This window comes from Candidatus Accumulibacter aalborgensis, assembly GCF_900089955.1.
Taxonomy (GTDB): domain Bacteria; phylum Pseudomonadota; class Gammaproteobacteria; order Burkholderiales; family Rhodocyclaceae; genus Accumulibacter; species Accumulibacter aalborgensis.
On the sequence record NZ_FLQX01000104.1, the window covers coordinates 1 to 15,664 of the forward strand.

14 protein-coding genes and 3 pseudogenes are annotated in these 15,664 nt (G+C 66.1%); 12 read left to right on the top strand and 5 right to left on the bottom strand.

Annotation, left to right across the window (positions count from 1 at the left end):
• Nucleotides 1–216: 216 nt before the first annotated feature.
• From ACCAA_RS08860 to nifL, 5 genes and pseudogenes are all read right to left on the bottom strand, one after another.
• Nucleotides 217–1,194: a CapA family protein gene (locus ACCAA_RS08860; protein WP_186406887.1), complete on the bottom strand. Its 978-nt coding sequence runs from the start codon at nucleotides 1,192–1,194 to the stop codon at nucleotides 217–219.
• Nucleotides 1,191–1,631 (bottom strand): hypothetical protein, encoded by a 441-nt coding sequence (locus ACCAA_RS08865; protein ID WP_245754511.1) that lies wholly within the window; start codon nucleotides 1,629–1,631, stop codon nucleotides 1,191–1,193. Before ACCAA_RS08865 ends, ACCAA_RS08860 begins: the two co-directional genes overlap by 4 nt.
• Before the next feature lie 76 nt (nucleotides 1,632–1,707).
• Nucleotides 1,708–2,294, bottom strand: a pseudogene (locus ACCAA_RS08870) (AAA-type ATPase lid domain-containing protein); the annotation flags it as partial.
• A gap of 95 nt (nucleotides 2,295–2,389) precedes the next feature.
• A pseudogene (locus tag ACCAA_RS22460) lies at nucleotides 2,390–2,911 on the bottom strand (nitrogen fixation negative regulator NifL); the annotation flags it as partial.
• Nucleotides 2,844–3,545 (bottom strand): nitrogen fixation negative regulator NifL, encoded by a 702-nt coding sequence (gene nifL / locus ACCAA_RS22465; protein ID WP_186406888.1) that lies wholly within the window; start codon nucleotides 3,543–3,545, stop codon nucleotides 2,844–2,846. The pseudogene ACCAA_RS22460 and the gene nifL, both read right to left, overlap by 68 nt.
• Before the next feature lie 311 nt (nucleotides 3,546–3,856).
• Between nifL and rsxA the strand changes: the two genes are divergently transcribed.
• The 12 genes and pseudogenes from rsxA (at nucleotide 3,857) to ACCAA_RS08940 (ending at nucleotide 15,649) form a co-directional block, all read left to right on the top strand.
• Nucleotides 3,857–4,657: an electron transport complex subunit RsxA gene (gene rsxA, locus ACCAA_RS08885; protein WP_425394472.1), complete on the top strand. Its 801-nt coding sequence runs from the start codon at nucleotides 3,857–3,859 to the stop codon at nucleotides 4,655–4,657.
• On the top strand, nucleotides 4,657–5,628 hold the full coding sequence (locus tag ACCAA_RS08890) for a hypothetical protein (RefSeq protein WP_342674042.1): 972 nt from the start codon (nucleotides 4,657–4,659) through the stop codon (nucleotides 5,626–5,628). The genes rsxA and ACCAA_RS08890 overlap by 1 nt, the downstream gene beginning before the upstream one ends.
• Nucleotides 5,625–6,257 carry an RnfABCDGE type electron transport complex subunit D gene (locus tag ACCAA_RS08895; protein ID WP_186406889.1) on the top strand — a complete coding sequence of 211 codons (633 nt, stop codon included), beginning with the start codon at nucleotides 5,625–5,627 and terminating at the stop codon, nucleotides 6,255–6,257. The genes ACCAA_RS08890 and ACCAA_RS08895 overlap by 4 nt, the downstream gene beginning before the upstream one ends.
• 91 nt (nucleotides 6,258–6,348) lie before the next feature.
• Nucleotides 6,349–6,870, top strand: coding sequence for an RnfABCDGE type electron transport complex subunit G (locus ACCAA_RS08900; protein ID WP_425394474.1), 522 nt, complete (start codon nucleotides 6,349–6,351; stop codon nucleotides 6,868–6,870).
• Nucleotides 6,870–7,268 carry an Rnf-Nqr domain containing protein gene (locus ACCAA_RS08905; RefSeq protein ID WP_186406890.1) on the top strand — a complete coding sequence of 133 codons (399 nt, stop codon included), beginning with the start codon at nucleotides 6,870–6,872 and terminating at the stop codon, nucleotides 7,266–7,268. The genes ACCAA_RS08900 and ACCAA_RS08905 overlap by 1 nt, the downstream gene beginning before the upstream one ends.
• 10 nt (nucleotides 7,269–7,278) lie before the next feature.
• Nucleotides 7,279–7,532: pseudogene (locus ACCAA_RS08910) on the top strand (RnfH family protein).
• An 89-nt stretch (nucleotides 7,533–7,621) separates the two neighbouring features.
• Nucleotides 7,622–9,031: a PIG-L deacetylase family protein gene (locus ACCAA_RS08915; RefSeq protein ID WP_186406891.1), complete on the top strand. Its 1,410-nt coding sequence runs from the start codon at nucleotides 7,622–7,624 to the stop codon at nucleotides 9,029–9,031.
• A 25-nt stretch (nucleotides 9,032–9,056) separates the two neighbouring features.
• Nucleotides 9,057–9,791: a zf-TFIIB domain-containing protein gene (locus ACCAA_RS08920; RefSeq protein ID WP_186406892.1), complete on the top strand. Its 735-nt coding sequence runs from the start codon at nucleotides 9,057–9,059 to the stop codon at nucleotides 9,789–9,791.
• A 23-nt stretch (nucleotides 9,792–9,814) separates the two neighbouring features.
• Entirely contained in the window at nucleotides 9,815–11,137 is a 1,323-nt protein-coding gene (locus ACCAA_RS08925; RefSeq protein WP_186406893.1) for a TIR domain-containing protein, read from the top strand.
• Between the two features lie 131 nt (nucleotides 11,138–11,268).
• Complete coding sequence (locus tag ACCAA_RS08930) at nucleotides 11,269–12,288, top strand: AAA family ATPase (protein WP_186406894.1); 1,020 nt, start codon at nucleotides 11,269–11,271, stop codon at nucleotides 12,286–12,288.
• Nucleotides 12,285–15,071 carry a formylglycine-generating enzyme family protein gene (locus tag ACCAA_RS22040; protein ID WP_245754513.1) on the top strand — a complete coding sequence of 929 codons (2,787 nt, stop codon included), beginning with the start codon at nucleotides 12,285–12,287 and terminating at the stop codon, nucleotides 15,069–15,071. The genes ACCAA_RS08930 and ACCAA_RS22040 overlap by 4 nt, the downstream gene beginning before the upstream one ends.
• Before the next feature lie 53 nt (nucleotides 15,072–15,124).
• Nucleotides 15,125–15,649: an REP-associated tyrosine transposase gene (locus tag ACCAA_RS08940; protein ID WP_186406918.1), complete on the top strand. Its 525-nt coding sequence runs from the start codon at nucleotides 15,125–15,127 to the stop codon at nucleotides 15,647–15,649.
• Nucleotides 15,650–15,664 lie beyond the last annotated feature (15 nt).

A 15,664-nucleotide genomic window follows, 5' to 3' on the forward strand; every position in this document is an offset into this window, starting at 1 on the left:
TTTCTTGCTACCCACCGCCAGGCCTTGAAAATACGGGGTTGGAGCCCTCGTGCGTCAGGGCTGGGATTTCCCGCTTCATGTCGTTTTCCTGCGCGTCGGGTTGAAGGTGTACAGCGCCATCAGGACAATAAAGCTGAACAGCCATGTAGGGTGCAATAAGCAAAGCGCATTGCACCACGCGTATCCGGCCTGCTGTCGCGTCTTCGTCCGGTGAACTCAGGGCTGGCGGCATTCGCCGATGAGCGGGTCGCCGCGGCGGCCGCAGGGGCTGCTACTGACGGCTCGCGGGTGTGGCGTGCCGTCGTCGTCAAGGTCTGCGGCAATCGTCTCCCAGGCCAGCAGGCCGCTTTTGTCCAGCGTCAGCCGCAACAGCCATCCGGTCCGGCCGGCCGGGTAGTCAAACCCGTCAAAGACGAAATTGCCAAGGCTATAGACAATCAGTCTGCCGCGGTAGTACTCGACTCCCTGTGTCACGTGCGGATGGCCGCCGACCACCAGGTCGGCGCCGGCGTCGATCATCAGGCGGGCCAGTTGCCGCTGGCGCTCGCTGGGCTGCGCCTCGCGTTCCCAGCCCCAGTGCATGAAGGGAATCACCAGATCGGCGCCGGCCGCGCGTGCCGCGCGGATGTCGGCGACGACCTCGGTGTCTTCGCTCCAGGCGATTCCGGGCCATTCCGCTCCGGCTTCGAACGAGCGCGGCTTGAATTCGTTGTAGGCCAGAACGGCAATGCGCAGTCCGCGAAGTTCTATCCACAGCGGTCGATGCGCCTGCTCGAGATGCTGCCCACCACCAAAGGTGGCGATGCCCTGGCCGGCGAGCAGCGCGAGGGTCTCCAGGAAGGCCGCGTGGCCGTAGTCGCCGGAATGGTTGTTGGCTACGCCGAGCGCCTCGAAGCGTCCGGCGAGCAGGGGCAGCACGCGGGGGTGGGCGCGGAAGGTGACGATCTTGTTTTCGCGAGGCTTGCCGACGGTGGCGATCGGGCATTCGAGGTTGCCGATGCGATAGTCGGCGTCGGCCAGGAGAGCGGCGAAGGGGGCAAACGGATCACCGGCGCGGCTGACCAGGCGGCCCGGTCCATCGTCGAGCATGATGTCGCCGACGAAGACCAGGCGTACGGGGTCGGCCGCCAGTGCGCCGGAGACGGCGAGTGCGAGCGCAGCGAGGAGGAGAAGACAATGGCTTCCGCGGCTCATGGTGTCCCCTTTTCCACTGGCGACAACTCGCACCAGTATTGTATTTCGCCGTCGCGTATCGGTTCATGCACGCTGTTGAGGCCGGTGAAGCCGTAGCTTGACCGGGGCGGTGTGGGCGGCGGGTAGGGATGGGTCAGTTGGTGAATCAGCGCCGGCCCGTCGTCGCGCTCGCTGAAGACGTAGATCTTGATCGTCGCGAGATCGCGCGGCTCAGGCTGGAAGACCATCCGGAAAAGGAAGTACGAGCCGATCGCCCGCACCGGCACAGTGTAGGGCGAGCTCACCGGCTGTGCCTGCAGGATGCGCGTCTCGCCGCCGTACGTCACGTGGCAGAGCAGCGTCTCGGCATGCCCGCGCAGGGCGAGCAGCAGGATGGCGGCGAGCAGGTACCGGGAAGCAAGGCGCCTGAAGGCATGCGGAGAAGTTCGACGGGGCATGATCGGCAGCGGATCGCTATCCGGCAAGGAATTGCCGGCAGTATCTGGGTCCGTCCCGTGGCAGTCAAGCGTGGGTTCAGAACTGCTTCACGTCGATAGCCAGCGTCTGGATCCGGTAGGCGATCTGGCGCGGCGTCATGCCGAGGATGCGGGCCGCCTTGGCCTGCACCCAGCCGGCCTGTTCGAGGGCGGCAACGACGCGTTCCTTTTCCGAAAGGTCGGGGTCGTCGAGGTCGATTCCGGCGCCGGCGCCCGGCTTGAGCGCCCGCTCGGGAAGCGGATCAGGTCGACGTCGATACGCCCGTCTTCGGAGAGGACGGCGGCGCGTTCGAGGCAGCTCTCCAGTTCGCGAACGTTTCCCGGCCACTCGTGGCTGACCAGCCGGCGCTGCGCCAGGTCGGTCAGGCTCAACTTCCGCTTCTGGTCGTTGCCGATTTTGCTCAGCAGATGGCGGGCGATTTCCGGAATGTCCTCGATGCGTTCGCGCAACGGTGGCAGAAAAAGGGGCATCACGTTCAGCCGGTAGAAGAGATCCTCGCGGAAATCACCCATTTCGACGGCGGTTTCCAGGTCGCGGTGGGTGGCGGCGATGATGGGCACATCGACCTTGATCGTCCGGCTACCGCCGACGCGCTCGAGCTCGCCTTCCTGCAGGATGCGCAGTTGAGGCGAATCATCGCGTTGCGCGAGCGCGGCGAATTGTAGTGGATGGCGTTGTCGACCAGCGCCTTGAAGAGCATGCGCAGTTGCAGCGGGCGGTCGATGATCGGCGGCAGCGTGACGGCCGGCTGCCAGTCGACGACGATGCCGGCGCCCAACAGCCGTGGCGTACGGATTTCCAGGACGTCGCGCAGGATCTCGTTGAGATTGATCGGCACGACGATCTCCTGCGGCCCTTGGGGAATCACCTGGCGCAGCGCTTCGAGATGTTTGCGGCTGGCGGCCAGCGCCTGTTGCAGCACGCTGGCGCTCGCCGGATCGCGCCGCTGCAGAACCGCGGTAGCCGTGGCCATGATGTTCGTCGGCTCTTCGAGGCGGAAAGTCGCTGCCGAGAAGCCTTCGCGGATCGCGGCGGCGCGTTCCTCATCGGCCAGCACCGCTTGCAGGGCAGCGGCGCGGGCGCGCTCCTGCTCTTCGCGCAGCTTGCTGATGTCGGCAATGACCAGTAGCAGACCGGGCTTACCGTCGGGGACGAAGTAGCTGTCGGCAGAGTCACTCTGCATTTCGATCAGCGACGTGGTGACCGATAGCCAGCGGGGCCGGCCGGCTGGGCGGTCGATGCTCGCTTTCCGGACGGCTGGACAGCGATTCGCGCCAGTTCGGAGACAGGCTGGCGAGCAGGGTGTGCGCCGGCTCGTTGCCCCCCATGCTGGTGAGCAGCTTCTTGTATTCGTGGTTGTCGAGGATCACCCGACCACTCTGGTCGAGCAGCGCGAAGGCCATCGGCGCGGCGTCGACCACCGATTCGATCAGTTTCTTCTGGTTGCCGACGACGCGCTCAAGGCGGTGCAGTTCGGTGACGTCGCGGTGCGTGCCGAGAAAGTGCGTCGTCTTGCCCTGGGCGTCGACGATCGGCGAAATGGTCAGCTCGGCCAGATAGACCAGCCCGTTCTTCTTGCGGTTGAGCAAGCGGCCCGAACACGCGCGCTGAGCAGCTAGTTCGCTCCACATGCGCCGGTAAGTGTCGCTCGATGTCGTCTGACTGGAGAGCATGGACTGGTTCTTGCCGACGAGTTCGTCGGTGGCGTAGCCGGTGACGCGAGCGAAAGCGTCGTTGGCGAAGAGGATATTGGCCTTGGGGTCGGTGATCGAAATGGCGAGATCGGCCTGATCCACGGCCTGTCGATACGCTTCGGGCGGCAGCTCCGCTGGCTGCTTGACAGAGTTCGCGGCAACACGGGTGATGACCGGCATAGGGTGCTCCTCAAGAGTGTTTCGAGGGTGTCAGATTCGCTTCTTTCGCCTGAATCAAGCACGTTCCGTGCCGTCGCACGAATGTGGGGCAAAGCAGGCCAGCGATCGGGTCACCACTCAGGCTGGCGCGGAAAACCGACGAGAGTCGTGTCGGCTTTGCGACATCTGCGCGCTGCCAATCCTGCCCGGGCGTTCCCGTTCGTGGTGCATCGCCCTCGGAAGCACGCATGGACGCGGGTTTGCGGGCTGCCTGCGCGACCTGGCACGCCTTGTGCATCAGGACGTATGGAAAAACCCGAAGCCATAACGCCATGAACGAATTCATCCTGCTCCTGCTATCCACCGCGCTGGTCAACAACGTCGTGCTGATCAAGTTCCTCGGCCTCTGCCCGGTGATGGGCGTCTCGAAGAGCGTCGACAGTGCATTGGGAATGGGGCTGGCGACGACCTTCGTCATCACGCTGGCCGCCGGCGCGTCGTGGATGCTCGACAACTGGCTGCTGGCGCCGTTTGGCCTGGGCTATCTGCGCATCCTGACCTTCATACTGGTCATCGCCGCGGTCGTGCAATTCACCGAAATGTTCATCCGCAAGGCCAGGCCCGCTCTTTACCAGTCGCTCGGTATCTACCTGCCACTGATCACCACCAACTGCGCGGTGCTCGGCGTCGCCCTGCTCAACGTCGAGCAGAAGTTGAGTCTCTTCAAGAGCCTGCTCTACGGTTTCGGCTCGGCGCTTGGTTTCACCCTGGTGCTGCTCGTCTTCGCCGGTCTGCGCGAACGCGTGGCACTGGCGCGCGTGCCGGCCGCTTTCGCCGGTGCGCCGATTTCGTTCATCACCATCAGCCTGATGCCCGGCTCCAACTGCGGGCAGTGCGGCTTCGCCGGCTGTAGCGCGGCGGCCACGGCGATTGCCGAAGGCGTCGCGTCGCCGGCCTGTTGCCCGCCGGGCGGCAAGGCGCTGGCCGTGGTGATCGCGGTTCGGCTGGGCATCACGGTCGATCTCTCCAGCGACTTCGTCGGCGACGGCTGGGGCGTGCATCCGGCCGACCACAAACGCCCGGCGGCCGACTCGCCAGCCCCTCGCTGCCGCTGCCGCAGCGCCTGCACCTGATGCTCGCGCAGCACGTCGGCGCGCCGGCTCGGCCGGTCGTGCTGGTTGGCCAGAAGGTGAAAAAGGGTGAGTTGATCGCTGCTGCGCACGGCAATATCTCGGCGCCGCTGCATGCGTCGACCTCCGGAACGATCAGCGCCATCGGCGAAATCACGGCGCCGCATGCCTCCGGCTTGCCGGGAATGGCGATTTCGATCGACGCCGACGGCGATGATGCCTGGCTTGAAAGCGAGCGCGTGAGCGACCCCTTTGCGCTGTCGCCGGGCGAGATTGCCGCGCGCGTCGCGGCGGCCGGGGTGGTCGGCCTCGGCGGAGCGACTTTTCCGTCGTCGGTGAAGCTCAATCTAGGTCGCCGTTCGAAGATCGACACCTTGATCATCAACGGCAGCGAGTGCGAGCCCTACCTCTCCTGCGACGACCGTCTGATGCGCGACCGGGCCGCCGATGTCGTCAGCGGCATTCGCCTGATGCTGATTGCCACCGGCGCCCGGCAGGCACGGGTGGGCATCGAGGACAACAAGCCGGAAGCGATCGCCGCCATGCGCGAAGCGGTACGGCGCTTTGGCGAGATCATCGTCGAGCTGGTGCCGGCGCGCTATCCGATGGGCCTGTTGCCGTTGGAAATGAGCGCGCGCATTCGCCACGGAGAGATGGAGTCGGCGGTCGCCCTCGGTCTGTCGGACTGCATCGCCTGTGGGTGCTGCGCCTACGTTTGTCCCGCGCACATTCCGCTGGTGCAGTACTTCTACCACGCCAAGGGCGAACTCTCGGCGCGTCAGCGGACGCAGTTGCGCAGCGAAGCGACCCGTAAGATGGCGCAGGCGCGGCAGGAACGCCTCGAACGTGAAGCACGCGAAAAGGCCGAAGCCGCGGCTCGGCGGAAGGCCGAGCGGTCGGCGCAGCAGGCCGCGCTGAAAACCGTTGCCGTGGCCGCTGCGGTCACTCGCATAGCCGCCGGAGAATCGGCATGAAAGCCGCTGGTCCGGCGACAGACGCGTTCGCCTCGCCGCACGCGCACGGCGGTAATTCGATCGGCCGGACGATGTTGCGGGTACAGATCGCGCTGCTGCCGGCGACCGCTTTCGGATTCTGGCTGTTCGGTTGGCCGGCGTTCTTTCTCTGGCTGCTGACCATTCTGTCCTGCCTTGGCTTCGAGGCGCTGGCGCTGACGCTGATGGGCAGCCGACGGATCAAGGCCACGCTGTTGGACGGTTCGGCGCTGCTCACCGGCTGGCTGCTGGCGCTGACGCTGCCGCCCTGGGCACCCTGGTGGGTCGCCGTCGTCGGCGGCTTCATGGCCATCGTGATCGGCAAGCAGGTCTTCGGCGGCGTCGGGCAGAACGTGTTCAACCCGGCGATGGTGGCGCGCGTCGCGCTGCTCGGTGCTTTCTTCATCGCCACCGATTACGTCACCTCACCAAATACCGGCGCTGGCCAGATCATTTTCGGGCTCGGGGTCGGGCTGCTGACCTGGATCATCCGAAGTTACGGAGGCTATCCGGAGGGAATGGCTTTCGCGGTTTTGCTGATGAACGCACTGACGCCGGTGATCGGCCGCCAGGGCAAGCCCCTGGCGATCCCGGAAACGAGGGAGGCCTGAGATGAACCTGGCCTTGTGGCGCGAGAAGATCGCTTACTAGCCGATCCTGCTCGGCAGCTTCGCACTGCTGGCCAGCGGCGCACTGGCGTGGGTGGCGGCGGCCACCGGCCAAGCCATCGCCGCCGCCGAAGCCCGGGATCTGCGCGATTCGCTCGTCGAGGTGCTGCCGGCCGGTTTTGCCGACAACGACTTCCTCAACGACAAGATTGAAATCGAGCGCGACGGCAAGCCGGTGATCGTTTACCGGGCGCGCCAGGGCGGCGTGGTCAAGGGCGCGGTGTTCAAGGTCGTCGAGCGTGGTTACGCGGCTGACATCCAGTTGCTGATGGCCGTCGATGCGCAAGGCGCGACGCTCGGCGTACGCGTCGTCAAGCACGCCGAAACGCCCGGACTGGGCGACAAGATCGAGGTCGGCAAGTCGCCATGGGTGAAGGATTTCAGCGGCAAATCACCGGCCAATCCGCCGCCCGCCAAATGGGGCGTGAACAAGGATGGCGGCGTCTTCGACCAGTCTGCCGGCGCGACGATCACTCCGCGTGCGGTGGTCAAGGCGGTCAAGGGCGGGCTCGAGTTCTATGCCGCGCACCGCCGCGAGATTCTGGGAGAACCCTGATGAGCGACAATTATGGAAATATCATCCGGCAGGGCTTGTGGAGCGAGAACATCGTCTTTTCGCAGTTGCTGGCCATGTGCCCGACGATGGCGGTAACCACCAGCGGCACCAACGGGCTCGGCATGGGGCTGGGTTTCACCGGCGCGCTGACGCTGATCGGGCTGATCCGCGAATTCCTGGGCGCCGGTACGCTGTTCGCGCAGGCTTCGAACCTGCTCGGACCGTCTTTCGCCTTCCTGGAAATGAAGCTGCCCGGCTACGGCGGCGCGCTGCTGATGATTCTGCCGCCGGGTGGCTTCGCCATTCTCGGTTTCCTCCTGGCCGGCAAGCGGGTGATGGAAAGCCGCTTGGCGCAAGGTAGCTGGCAAGCGGCAGGCGCTGCTACCGTCACGACATGAGGAGAGCGAGATGCAGATCGGCGTTGCCTATTCCGAGCCAGGTCAGCAGGTCTGGGTCAATATCGAAGTTCCCGACGAATCGAGCGTTCGGGTGTCCTCAGGCAGTTTCCGCATATCGACCTCAAGGCGCAGAAGGTCGGCGTTTTCGGGCGCCTGGTCAAGCTCGATGCCGCGCTGAAGCCCGGCGACCGGATCGAGATCTATCGGGCCATCATTGCCGACCCGGAGACCGTTCCGCGGCGCGATCAGGGAGAAGATGACTAGCCAGTGAATCCCTGGCATCGGCCAGGCTGCTAGAATCCGGAGAAATGCGTTCCCCGCGTCGCGAGCGGGTTCACCGGCCGAGGCAGTTCATGAGTTCACGTAAACAACAATTACTGCGCCGTCATCGCCGGCAGAAGCGCCTCGTCCTGCTCGGCACCCTGCTGGTACTCGCCCCGTTGGGCGTCTTCGTCGCCTGGTGGCTGGTGCCGGCCGTGCTGCTCCTGGGCTGGCTCGCTCATGAGGCCTGGTTTGCCGATCACCTGTTCTATTCGCCACATGATGACTACCAGTACACCTTCCCGGCCGCTACGGCGAGGCAGTGCGTATCGCTGGTCGGCGGACGTCTGCAACTGAGCGCGCCACTCGCGGCCGGCGAGACGCTGATTCTCGAAGTCGAATTGCACAGCACCCGGCTGGGCTGGTTGTTCGACCCCCATGTCTGGCTCGGCGACGACCGACAGGATTTCGAACGAGGGGTGCGCGGCCGACGCTTCCTCAACCTTTCTGGACAGGCGGTGGCGGTCGGCATGGGCGAGTTGCCGATCGAAGGACGCTTTTGCCGTTTGTCGCTGACCGCGACGCTGTACGCGCTGCCCAACCCGGATTATTCCGAACGCCGGATCATGGTCCTCGCACCGCACGCCGACGATGCCGAGCTGGCGGCGTTCGGTCTGTACAGCCGGGCGCCCGAGGCGGTCATCGTGACGGTGACGCAGGGCGAAATCGAGGCCAGGAACTATCAGCGCCTGGGGCTCGACGGCGCGCAAGCGGCGCAGCTCAAGGGACGCCTGCGCGCCTGGGACAGTCTGGCCGTTCCGCTCTGGGGCGGCGTGCCGCAGAGCCGCTGTGTGCAGCTCGGATACTACTGCCTGCAACTGCCGGCGATGCTCGCCCAGCCCGACCTCCTCTTTGCCTCGCGGGAGTCGGCCGACAAGGACGTGCGCAGCGTGCGTCTACACAACCCACTGCGCCTGCCGGCAGACGCCGACGGGCTGCCCTGCGGAAGGAACCTGCTGGCCGATCTGGTCGCGCTGCTCGAACACTTCCGCCCCGAAGTGATCGTCACGCCACACCCGGAACTCGACCCGCACCCCGATCATTTCGCCACCTCGATGGCCGTCGATCAGGCGGTACAACGGTCGAGCTGGAAACCCGAAATCGCCCTGCTTTACGCCAACCACCTGTACGACAACGACCGCTGGCCGATGGGACCGGTCGGCGCCGGCGTCGCCCTGCCGCCGGCGCTGGCGCCCCTGCCGGCCGATGGTCTGTGGAGCCCGCAACTGAGCGCCCAAGTTCAGCTCGACAAGGCGATGGCGCTGGCCATGCAGCACGACCTGCAGGGGCGTCCGCTGCTCAAGCACCGCCTGCGCCGCAAGGTTCAGTACCTGCTTGCCGGCCGCCGCTGGCCGGCGACCGGCGAGAACGACTTCTTTCGCAAGGCGGTACGCCGTCATGAGCTGTTCTGGGTTCGCCACTTCGACCAGTTCGACCAGTGACCCGCCGCCACACTGCCGAATCGCCATGACGCAAGAAATTCCGCCCGCCCCGCCGACCCGGCCATGCCCCAGTTGTCAGGCGCCGATGGCAGTCCATCGCTTCGCGCGCCAGCTCAACGGCGAAGTCGCGCTCGACATCTGCTTTGCCTGTCAGGGAATCTGGTTCGACGAATTCGAGAGCGCCCAACTGGCACCGGCCGGCGTCGTCGAACTCTTTCGTCTGCTGCACCAGCACCACGCCGACCAGCGCCAGCCCTGGCGCGACCCGCTGCACTGCCCACGCTGCCGCGAGCGCCTGCTGCATTGCCTCGACAGTACGCGCAGCGGTCGTTTCGCCTACAGCCGCTGCCCGCAACGCCACGGCCGCTACAGCGCCTACGCCGCCTTCATGGTCGAAAAGGGTTTCGTTCGCCAGCTCAACGGAGCCGAAGTCGAGGCGCTGGCGCGCCAGGTGCAGACCGTCCGCTGCTCCGGCTGCGGCGCGCCGGTCGACATTCGCCGTGACCACGTATGCACGCATTGCCGCTCGCCGATCGTCATCCTCGATCCCGACGCCGTGCAGAACGCTCTCGACGACTTCGGCCGGAAAGCGAGCCGGCAGCAGAACCTCGACCCGCACGCCGTCGCCGACGCCTTGGTCGCCAACGAGCGCGCCAGGTCGCAGAGCAGCCGGCAAAAGCGCCCCGAGTTGCTGGAAAGCGGCATTTCCGACCTCGTCCTCGGCGGCATCGAGACGGTGTGGGATTTGTTGAGGCGCTAGCTTTGGGGGCGCTAACGACTCGCATGCAGAAGAGCCTGCTCGATCGTGTCGAGACGCTTCGCACCGACGACAGTCTGTGGCAGGACTTCGCCAGTGCCTGGGCCGGGGAAGGCGGCAAAGCGTTTGCCGACCCGGAAGCACTGTGTGCCGATTGCCTGCAGCAGGATCCTCTGGACCTCCTGCAGCGGATACTGAACGTGGCGCCAAAGCTGGGCAACGTGGCCGCCGCGACGCCAGCAAGAACCAATCGCTTGCGTGAAGTGGCCATCGGACTCTGCCTGTTGGCCTGCGAGCGCTACATTCGCGATGAGTGCACGGCGATTGGCGCTGTTGCCGCGTCGGACGGGATGCTGATCGGCGCGAGTCATCACCTGGCGGCGGCGGTGATTGCCGCGGTCTGGTGCGAGAAGGGTGTCAAGCTTCGTTTTGATCCCCAGGCTCGCGAGGCGGCGGCGGTCAATGTTCTTCCGCAGCACGTTGCACCACTGGAGTATGGCTTCCAGGGAGACAGGGACTGTGCTCGCGCCGAACTGCTGGCGGTGGTGAATGCAGCGATGGCCGACCTGGCGGTCTTTGACCGCCCGTTGCGCCTCGCGGAGATCCGGAAACGCGGCCTGCCTTCCGACAGAGTCCTGAAACGTGCTCTTGATCAATACGAAGAAGACCAGGGAACCCGCCTGATGTTCGGTTTGCAGACTCGCGATCCTCACCCCATGGATGACCCGGCGCTGCGCAGCGAGTTTGCGACGCAGTTCGGGGTGCCCACGTTCTTCTACGATGCGGCGACCTGCGGTCGCCTGCAGGATGCCGAAGCAGATGCATGGAAGGGCCTGCAGGCGGACCTCCTGCACTATCTGGAGAATCTCTTTCAATTGATCTATCCACTACAAGAGGCCAAGTCGATGCTTGCTCTGGAAGACATGCATTTTCAGGTAGCGTTATCGTTTGCCGGCGAGCACCGTCCGTATGTGCGGGAGGTCGCCTTGCTGCTGACACAGGAGTTGACCAAGGAAGCGGTGTTCTATGACTACCACTTCAAGTCGCAGACCGCTGTACCCGACGCGGATCTCGTCCTTCAGCGCATCTATCACGACCAATCGGATTTGGTCGTTGTCTTTCTGGGCGGCAACTATCAGGGAAAGGAATGGTGTGGACTGGAGTGGCGAGCGGTGCGCGACCTGATCAAGAAGCGCGACGGGAAACGAATCATGTTCTTCCGCTTCGACGATAAGCCGGTGGACGGCGTCTTCTCTCTGGATCTCGCGATCGACTGCGGCGAACATTCTCCCGCCGAAGCGGCCAAGCTGATCAGCGAACGCCTTCAGGTCACTCCGCGCAAGCCATAGCGCCGTAGGTTGGGTTAGGCCGCAGGCCGTAACCCAACATCCCGAGGCAACCACGTCGGCCTACGCTGAGTCAACCCGGCCTACCACGCCACGGCACCCCACTCCAGCCCTAAACCCTACAGGCAGAACCCATGACCTACGACGTCAAGCAACTTCTGGAACACGTACAAGCCGACGCCATCGAAGCGCTCGACAACGGCGCCGTGCATCAATGGTCGCAGAACGAGATCGACGCGCTGCACCTGGCGCTGGCGTGCGAAAGACCACTGCTGGTGCGTGGCGAACCGGGCACCGGCAAGACGCAACTGGCCTTGGCCGCGGCTGCAGCGCTCAAGTGGCATCTGCAGCGCGTCACCATCAGCCCGCGCTTCGAGGCGCAGGATTTGTTCCACAGCTTCGACGCCGTGCAGCGGCTGGCCGATGCGCAGGCGGCCGGTGCCGGCGGCGGTGGCGTCAAGCCCGACAAGACCTACTGCCTGCCCGGCCCGTTCTGGCGGGCTTTCGACTGGGATGGCGCCGGGCGCTACGGACCCCACGCGGCCAGGCTCTCACCCGACGAAAAGCACGACGGGGCCGACTACGCCGGCCACGTCATCCTGATCGACGAGATCGACAAGGCCGACAGCGACCTGCCGAACAGCCTGCTCGAAGTCCTCGGCAGCCGCGAGTTCCCCAACCCCGTCACTCAGGAGGCGATTCGGCCGAAAGACGGGCTGCTGCCGCTGGTCGTGATCACCACCAATGAAGAGCGCGAGCTGCCGGCGGCTTTCCTGCGTCGCTGCGTGGTGTTGACGCTCGAACCCGATAAGTCCTACGTCGACTTTCTCGTCAAGCGCGGGCGGGCGCACTTCGGAACGGCAGCCGTGCCGGCGGATCGTCTGGAGGATGAGATCCTGAAGATCGCGGCCGAGCAACTCGATGGCGACCGCAACAACGCCAAGGCTGCTGGCGTGCCGCCCCCTGGCCTCGCCGAGTACATCGACCTGCTCACCGCGCTGCGGCGGCTGGCGCCTGGCGATCCGGAGAAGCAAAGAGACTGGCTCGGCCGGCTCGCTCGCTACGCTTTCCTGAAGAACGGCGTCGTCGAGGGTAACCCGAAGCTCTCGCAGAATCCGCCAACCGCCACCAAGCCGGATTCGTCGGCGGGATGAAACGCACGCCGCTGCTCGCGCGCGCCGACCTGCTGCAGGCGCTGGAACTCGCCGGCGACGACGATCAGAGCGAACGTCGCTATGCCGGCCTGCTGGCCTTCGCCGAGCGGCAGTCGATGGCCGCTAGCGCGTCGGTAGTCGTCCAGCCCGAGGTCGACGGGCGTGCCTTCGTCGGTCCAGCGCCCGCCGCAACTTCCGAATCTGCCGCGGCCGAGCGACTGAAAGCGCCGCTCTTCGCCATCACCAACTGCCGCCGTCTCGATCTCCCCGCCGAGGCGGACGATGCCGTCAAACCGTCGCCGCTGACGAGCGAGCAATGCGCGCCGCGCCAGACGCAGGGCGACGCCGCCCCCTTCGTTCCGCTCGTCCGCCGCACGCGCCTGTGGCCGGCGCTCAAGCGTTCGGCGCTCGAACTTCGCCACACCGGTCTCGACATGCGGCGCCTGTTGCGCGACCTGGCGCGGGCCCGACCCGTGCGGCGGCTGCCTCGCCACCGTCAGCCGATCTGGGGCGGCGAACTGGTCGTCGTCTGGGACCGTGCGCCGCATCTGCTACCCTACCAGGACGATTTTCAGGCCATCGTCGCCGACCTGCTGCAGCAGCGCGGTGCCGCCGGCTGCACGCTGTGGCTGGTCGACGGCAGCCCGCAGCAGGTCAGCCAGCGCTGGCCGGAAAAACCGGGCGCTGGCGCAGCGGCGGCGACTCGGTCCGAGGCGATTCCGCTCCCGGCGCCAGGAACCCGCGTGCTGATCCTGTCCGACGCCGGGGCGCTGAGCGGTTGGCCGGCGGCAGCCTGCGCCTGGGCCGAGTTGACTCGCCAGCTCGCGCAGCACGGCGCGCAGCCGGTCGTCTGGGCGCCGCTGGCGCCGGCGCAGATCGAAGTCGAACTGGCGCGGCGGGCGCACGTCTTCTGCCTGCAGTCCGCTGGCGGACTACGCCGCCAGCGCGGTCGCATCACCGACGACGAGCAGCGGCGCGCCGAAACCGCGCGCCTGGCAGCGCTGCGCGAGCGGCTGCTGGCGCGCATGGCTTGCTGTGTTCGCGTCGAACCGGCGCTGCTGCGCGCGTTGCGCGGCATCACGCCCGCCACCGCCGTCGAGCCGGCGCTCGAAGCGCTGGTATGGATACATCAGCCGGTGGTCTACGACAGCCTCGTCTCGCGCGCCGTCGCCGCCGACCACGTTGCCCGATACCGCCAGGCATTTGGTGAGCTGACGGCCGACGAGCAACTCGCGGCGCTAGAACGGACGCTGCACCTTCATGGCTGGCGAGGACGGGCGACCGAAGCGGCCGAGCTGCTGATCTGGCAGGCGCACGCCAGCCCCGAGGCGCGCCAGGACTGTGACTGCGCCGCCAGGGTTGAAGAAGCGCGACGCTGGTTCGAGGCGTTCAAGGAGACGGCGACCCGGTCGTCCACCCCGGACCCGCAACTGCGCCACTACACGCTCGACCTCCTTGCTCGCAACGGCGCCGATCAGACCTGGGTCGAGGCCAACTCGGAGTGGTTGTCGCCGGTGTGGGTGGCAACCGGTGAAAAGTTGTCGCCGGCCGGGCTGCGGTCGGAAGACCTCGTGCGCGCGATCAGCGCCCGCAGCGAGCTGCCGGCAGTCGCCTGTCAACTGGGTGTACAGGCGGAAGGGCTGATGCTGTGGAGCGCCGAACGTCCGGCCGGACCCGCGCAGTCTCGGCTTGGCTCGCCGCTGCAGGTCAAGCGACTGCTGGTCAGCGAAGGCGAGGGTCTGCCGACGCGTTTGCTCGACCCGGCGCTCAGTCCGCAGGCGGTCGCCACGCTCGACCGCTTTTTTGGCCCGGCCGCCGGGGTAACCATCACCACCGGGCAGCACAGCTACCGCGTCAGCCGCATCGAGCGTCCCGAGTGGGCGCAGGAAATCGGCCGCGATGCCTTTGGGCTCTACGCCGACGTGCTGGTCCCGGTCCAGCAGAGCAAGTCGCCGCACGGCGCGCAGACGATCGTCCAGCGCCTGCGCTACATCGAAGCAGGCCACTTTCCGATGGGTTCGCCGGCGTCCGAGCCCGAGCGCTATCCGGAGGAAGGCCCGCAGCACCCGGTGACGCTCACGCAGGGCTTCTGGCTTGCCGATACCGCGTGCACGCAGGCGCTGTGGCAGGCAGTGATGGGCAACAACCCCAGCCATTTCACCGCCGAAAACAAGGGCGGCGCGCAGCATCCGGTCGAGCAGGTGAGCTGGGATGACGTGCAGCGCTTCCTCCGCCGCATCGAAGCGCTGCTGCCGGGCTGCGCCGCCAGCCTGCCGAGCGAGGCCGAGTGGGAGTACGCGTGTCGCGCCGGTACCACGACGCCGTTCAGCTTCGGCGAGAACATCACTCCCGAGCAGGTAAACTACGATGGCAATAGCCCTTACCACGGCGGCGAGAAGGGCGTGTATCGCCAGGCGACGGTCGCTGTCCGGAGCCTGCCGGCGAACGATTGGGGTTTGTACGAGATGCACGGCAATGTGTGGGAGTGGTGCGCCGATGGGCAACGCGAGTATGCTGAGCGCGACGAGATCCACCCCAGGGGGCCGGAAGCGACTAGTGTGGCCGAGCGCGCGCTGCGCGGCGGGTCCTGGGGCAGCCTCGCCAGGCTCGCCCGCTCTGCGTACCGCAGCGCGCACGCGCCCGACCTCGCCGCCCTGCGCTTCGGTTTCCGCTTTGCCCTGAGGTCCACGAGCCCGGCGGGGACCACGGAGTGGCCACGGTGCCGCGGGACGCGGCACCGTGGCCACCCCCGGGACGGGGGCGGCAAGGAAAAGATCTCGTAGGTTGGGGTGAGCCTGCGAACCCCAACACCCAAGCAATCAGCTACCATTTCGCGATGCGCTATCGTCGGGCCAACGTCGCCGGGGCGACGTATTTTTTCACGGTCAACCTCGCCGAGCGGCAATCCAGCCTGCTCGTCGAGCATATCGACGCCTTGCGGGAAGCTCTGCGACGGGTCCGCCACGCCCATCCCTTCCGCATTGAGGCCATGGTCGTCCTGCCCAATCATCTGCACGCTCTGTGGACGCTGCCGGCTGACGACGCCGACTTTGCCACTCGCTGGATGCTCATCAAGGCAGGATTCGCCCGGCAAATTCGTCCGACCGAGAGCCGTTCGCCAAGCCGTGCGGCGAAGGGGGAACGTGGGATTTGGCAGCGCCGCTACTGGGAACATCTGATTCGTGACCAAGACGATCTCGCGCGCCATGTGGATTACATCCATTTCAATCCCGTCAAGCATGGGCTCGCGATGCGCGCGGTGGAGTGGCCGTATTCGTCGATTCACCGATATATTCGGCTCGGATTGCTGAGTGCGGAGTGGGCGTCGGATGGGTCCGGGGAGGGGCGGTTCGCCGGGTGATGGCGAGGTGTTGGG

Bases quoted from the DNA above. Each gene is read 5' to 3' on its own strand.
- ACCAA_RS08860 (WP_186406887.1), bottom strand. From the start codon at position 1,194: ATGAGCCGCGGAAGCCATTGTCTTCTCCTCCTCGCTGCGCTCGCACTC.
- nifL (WP_186406888.1), bottom strand. From the start codon at position 3,545: ATGCCGGTCATCACCCGTGTTGCCGCGAACTCTGTCAAGCAGCCAGCG.
- ACCAA_RS08930 (WP_186406894.1), top strand. From the start codon at position 11,269: ATGACCTACGACGTCAAGCAACTTCTGGAACACGTACAAGCCGACGCC.
- rsxA (WP_425394472.1), top strand. From the start codon at position 3,857: ATGAACGAATTCATCCTGCTCCTGCTATCCACCGCGCTGGTCAACAAC.
- ACCAA_RS22040 (WP_245754513.1), top strand. From the start codon at position 12,285: ATGAAACGCACGCCGCTGCTCGCGCGCGCCGACCTGCTGCAGGCGCTG.
- ACCAA_RS08895 (WP_186406889.1), top strand. From the start codon at position 5,625: ATGAAAGCCGCTGGTCCGGCGACAGACGCGTTCGCCTCGCCGCACGCG.
- ACCAA_RS08940 (WP_186406918.1), top strand. From the start codon at position 15,125: ATGCGCTATCGTCGGGCCAACGTCGCCGGGGCGACGTATTTTTTCACG.
- ACCAA_RS08920 (WP_186406892.1), top strand. From the start codon at position 9,057: ATGACGCAAGAAATTCCGCCCGCCCCGCCGACCCGGCCATGCCCCAGT.
- ACCAA_RS08865 (WP_245754511.1), bottom strand. From the start codon at position 1,631: ATGCCCCGTCGAACTTCTCCGCATGCCTTCAGGCGCCTTGCTTCCCGG.
- ACCAA_RS08915 (WP_186406891.1), top strand. From the start codon at position 7,622: ATGAGTTCACGTAAACAACAATTACTGCGCCGTCATCGCCGGCAGAAG.
- ACCAA_RS08905 (WP_186406890.1), top strand. From the start codon at position 6,870: ATGAGCGACAATTATGGAAATATCATCCGGCAGGGCTTGTGGAGCGAG.
- ACCAA_RS08890 (WP_342674042.1), top strand. From the start codon at position 4,657: ATGCTCGCGCAGCACGTCGGCGCGCCGGCTCGGCCGGTCGTGCTGGTT.
- ACCAA_RS08925 (WP_186406893.1), top strand. From the start codon at position 9,815: ATGCAGAAGAGCCTGCTCGATCGTGTCGAGACGCTTCGCACCGACGAC.